Here is a 4,275-nt window from a genome sequence, read left to right as displayed (position 1 = left end):
AATAAATAATGATTTGATAGCACTAGCTAAAAAAATAGAAAGAGGCAGTATGGTTACAAGTCCTAATATGTATTTCGTAAAAGGATTAGGTGTAGGGAGACGAGGGCAAGAACAAAAAGATATTTTAGATGAAGTAGAGCTACAGGAATATTTAGACAAGTATCCTTCATTATTTCGTTAATATTTCTAAAATTAACATAATGCACGTTATGCGAAATGAAAATTTTTATCTAATATAAATCATAGTCTTATCGTAGTTTAAAAATCCCAATCATGACCGATTGGGATTTTTTGTTGATTCTTCACGTTATACGTTCAATATTTGATCGTTTTTTCACTGTTTTGATTAGATATTTTGAAAAGTTGGTTCTCAACTTTTGCTGTTGACACTATGTGGAACAAAAAAAAATGCCCCTTTTTTTAATCTATAAAATAGGTATCGACTTTAAATTTTGGTCGATATGAAAAATAAACGGAAATCCTTCCTCCTGATAATTTTTTCATTTTCTGTCAAAAATTTAAGGTGTTTTTATGCGCCTTAGATGCACCTCGTATTTTTGTTTTGGGTAGCCAGAATACTCAACAAACCAGAACTTCAATACAGGTCTACTTAGGACATTGAATATTAATCAGGAAGTGAAAATATGAATGCTTTTTTTGCAATGGTTGTACAGTTAGCTAAACACTTTAAGGAACGCCCAGATGTTCTATTTGGACTTATTGTTGTCCTTGGTGCTATTACTTTGATATGGGCTGGCAAACTTAAAGGTGCAATTTCATTTGGAGGGTAATGATAAAGATGAGAGGTGAAAGTATGATCAGCAAATTTATGATATTATGTATCTCAATTGAGTTACATAAAATTTAGGTGAAGATATGACTTCTCAAACCTCAATGCTACACGTTCGAATTGATGATGAAACAAAGCTACAGGCACAACAAGCTTTGAAATCAATGGGGATGTCTGTTTCGGATGCTGTACGAATCTTTTTGACTCGTGTAGTGGCTGAACAGGCGATTCCATTCGATGTACGTGTACCAAATACCACAACTTTAGCCGCTATGAATGAAGCTGATGCGCTCATTCAAGCCAAGAAAGCCCGTTTTGAAACTGTAGAAGACTTGTTTAATGACCTCGAAAAAATCAACTAAAGATAAACGGGCCGTTTTACCTCGATCATCGGACTATACCAAAGAGTTTTTAGCAGACTGGCAAAGGCTTTCTCGTAGTGGTCGTTATGACATGGGTAAGCTTAAACAGGTCATGATGCTGATTATCGCGAATGATGAGCCTTTAGGGGCTGAATGGGTTGATCATGCGCTAAGTGGTAATCAATGGAAAAACTGCCGTGAACTGCATGTCGGTGGCGATTTTCTGTTGATTTATCGTATTGAACCACTCTCTAAGTTTGAGATGGTGGTTTTTGTGCGTACTGGAACGCATAGCGAGTTATTTAAGTAAGCACCAAACAAAGAGGATCTGTATTTATGAATGAAGCAGAAAAAGAACGGTTAAAAGAGATTTTTAGAAGTTCAAAGGGAATCGTAGATCATGAATTTTCTCAAGAAGTAATTGATGCTTGCCAACCTTATGAAGATGCAAGACACCAGCGTATTTTGAACGGTGAAACGACTTTGGAGCAGGAAGAAGCCGCTTTAATGGCTGAATGGAGACGATTGAACCCTAAATAAGCCTATAAGAGCTTAAATTGCATTTATTTTGATGTTTATTTATCAAAAAAGAGCAAATTTCATCAAATTAAAGCAAATGGTTTTATCAAAAAACGCAACTAAAAGCAAAAAGCAGCAAATAAGATCAAATAAAGGCAAATCCTAGTGTGTGATATGTAGCAAATTAAGGCAAATATACGCAAACTGGAATTTGTACAATGAGGCAAGATGTGTATTGTACTAGTACATGCAAGCTGTACTACCCAAATACCTACACAATTCGCATACGCTCAATGTGTCATCTTGTCCTGCGGAGATGTTTGTTTATTTACACCCAAAGATCATGCCAGGAAAAAATATGTCGTTACTTACAATCCTTGAAGCATCAAAACAGTTCAAAGTTGGTAGGACGAGTATTTATAAAGCAATTAAACGAGGGGACATTACTCCACGTTTAAATGCCCAAAATATTCAGGTAATTGATGCTCACGATATGGTACGTGTCTTTGGTGGATCTGTTCCTAAATCTGTTTCTGGAAACAGTACACCAGTTGTTTTTGGGAACAACGAGGAACTGGTACGTGAACTGCGAGAACAGATACAAGATTTGAAGCAAGATAAAGAGTTCTTAAAGCAAGAAATGGCAAGCATTAGACGTGATTTTGATGACTTCAAATTGATGATTGAATACAAGGGGAAATCAGACTTGTCAGAAACAAGTGAAACAGTTTTAGAACAAGATAGAAACAGTTTTGGTGTACAAGAAAAACAGCAAAGGGAACAGATCGAAACAGATGAAAAGCAACATCAAAAAATAGAAAAAAAGCGGTTTGGTTTTTTAAGAAGAATTTTTGGTGATTAATTGATTTAATAAAATTTGTTCAAGAAAAAAGCCCTGATGTCTTGCAACATACAGGGCTTTCTCGTAAATTGTTGGTACGCAGTTATTTGATGTTACAGCATCGAATAACGAAGATCATAAGGTTTGGCGACCGTTATGATTTCACCTTGCGGCTTGTACCTAGACTCTATTTTCACAATAACCTAGGTTATATGCAAGCCTAATCTTGAAAAACTTCGTTATTGATACACTTGTGAACTTCAAATAAGCATCTTAGATCGAGCTTTGCCCGCTTCTGCGTGTCCGTTTTATACGTTTAGGCATGTGGTGTGGGTGGAAGGAATTAAGCGACGCTAGCGCACCACAGCGATTGTTTTAGAAGAATCTAAGGCAAGAGTTGCTACTAGGGGAAATCGACAAAGCAACAGCGTGATGAGTAGCTCAGGGATGCTTTAAATTGTATGTTGGGGAAACCCTCACAGAGATAAGCGAACTGAACGGTTTGGGAACGTGTCGATGCGGTGTGTGAATCGTAATCTCAGCCTATGTAGGAAAGCACAATTACCTACTGTCGTGGACGACCGATGCGTGGCTCCGTCAGCCCATAATTGGTATTCGGCAATACTTTAAGAGCGAGCAAGTTTTTGCAAGCTCTTAGGGTGAGTATTGCCGAAACTCACTCAACGTTCACCATCAGCCCAAAGGGCTTGCCCGATGGCTGTGGTAACTTGAGTGAGTGAGCTCGTTATTTTAATTAATTTTTTGATATTGATAATATCCATAAAATAAATTCTCTGTTATTTACTACTTTTTATTTTTTTTATAATTATTTCCCTTTCATATTTACTATTTTGTCATATATTTCTATTGATATTTACTTATTTAGATTTCAGGTTTACTAGTTTTAAGTATTAATTTTTATTGTAATTTTTTGAAAAATATCAATTTTTTTTAATTTTTGCCCTATTGATCATTCTAGATAGACTTTTTTTTTTATGCGAAAATTTTTTAAAATTTGATTTTGGAGATTTACATGATTTTTTTGCTTAACCCTGTTTTTTGGATTGGTTTTTTTAATTTTTTTGGTTCTATTGATATTGCGATGGGACTAGTAGTTATTTGCTTTATTCAGATGCTATTCAATTTTTATCTGCTTAAAGCATTTGTTGATTTAAAGGCTAAGGTGTAATGGATTTAAATAACGCAAAAATTTTTTCAAAGATTAACTTATGGTGGGTAGATGCGCCTTTTTATAAGGAAACTTTAAAAAATACAGATGCTGGACAGAGCATAGCTGTTTTAAAAACAGCTATAGTTTTAGCAATGGAATCTGATTTCAATACACGCATTTCAAAAGTTTCATTTACTGACTTAGAAGAAATAACAGGTTTATCTAGACCTATGGTGAGTAAAGCAATAAAAATTCTACATCAGCATAAAATTATAAAAATTGAGTCATCAAGTAGAGGCAGAACGAATTGTTATCGAATGATTGATAAGCCAGAAGAATTTGAAGCAGATAGTACTGTTTTAAAAATAGAAAAAAAGGCTTCAGGATGGACTAAATTACCCTATAAATCTTTATTTATGAACTTGAGAACTTTACCGAATAAAGGACGGTTTAGTTTGGGAGCTTTGAAAAATTATTTGGTTATACTTAAGTACCGCCCTAATAATTTAGATTTTAGTCAAATTACACATGAAAAATTTATTGAGAAATGTGGGATACAAGCCAATATGGTTAAGGGTTCAAATGATTTATT

The 4,275-nt window shown here is 34.7% G+C and carries 6 protein-coding genes and 1 pseudogene; all 7 read left to right on the top strand.

The window, feature by feature from the left end; all coding sequences use genetic code 11:
• Nucleotides 1–181, top strand: a 181-nt coding sequence (locus tag AAV97_RS21270) for a hypothetical protein (protein ID WP_046759459.1), incomplete at its 5' end; no start/stop codon positions are given.
• Between the two features lie 463 nt (nucleotides 182–644).
• Nucleotides 645–791, top strand: a complete 147-nt coding sequence (locus AAV97_RS21065; protein ID WP_155769239.1) for a hypothetical protein — start codon at nucleotides 645–647, stop codon at nucleotides 789–791.
• Nucleotides 792–876: 85 nt separating this feature from the next.
• A complete protein-coding gene (locus AAV97_RS00070) occupies nucleotides 877–1,152 on the top strand; it encodes a type II toxin-antitoxin system RelB/DinJ family antitoxin (protein WP_046759458.1) in 276 nt (91 codons plus the stop codon).
• A complete protein-coding gene (locus tag AAV97_RS00065; RefSeq protein WP_046759457.1) occupies nucleotides 1,130–1,462 on the top strand; it encodes a type II toxin-antitoxin system YafQ family toxin in 333 nt (110 codons plus the stop codon). The genes AAV97_RS00070 and AAV97_RS00065 overlap by 23 nt, the downstream gene beginning before the upstream one ends.
• Before the next feature lie 26 nt (nucleotides 1,463–1,488).
• Nucleotides 1,489–1,692, top strand: coding sequence for a hypothetical protein (locus AAV97_RS00060; RefSeq protein ID WP_004759126.1), 204 nt, complete (start codon nucleotides 1,489–1,491; stop codon nucleotides 1,690–1,692).
• A 337-nt stretch (nucleotides 1,693–2,029) separates the two neighbouring features.
• Nucleotides 2,030–2,533, top strand: a complete 504-nt coding sequence (locus tag AAV97_RS00055) for a plasmid replication DNA-binding protein (protein ID WP_046759460.1) — start codon at nucleotides 2,030–2,032, stop codon at nucleotides 2,531–2,533.
• Between the two features lie 1,167 nt (nucleotides 2,534–3,700).
• Nucleotides 3,701–4,275 (top strand): annotated as a pseudogene (locus AAV97_RS00050) (transcriptional regulator); the annotation flags it as partial.

Source organism: Acinetobacter sp. Ag2 (genome assembly GCF_001005515.1).
GTDB lineage: Bacteria > Pseudomonadota > Gammaproteobacteria > Pseudomonadales > Moraxellaceae > Acinetobacter > Acinetobacter bereziniae.
Note: the sequence above shows the minus strand (reverse complement) of the source record. Positions and strands in the feature narration are given on the sequence as shown.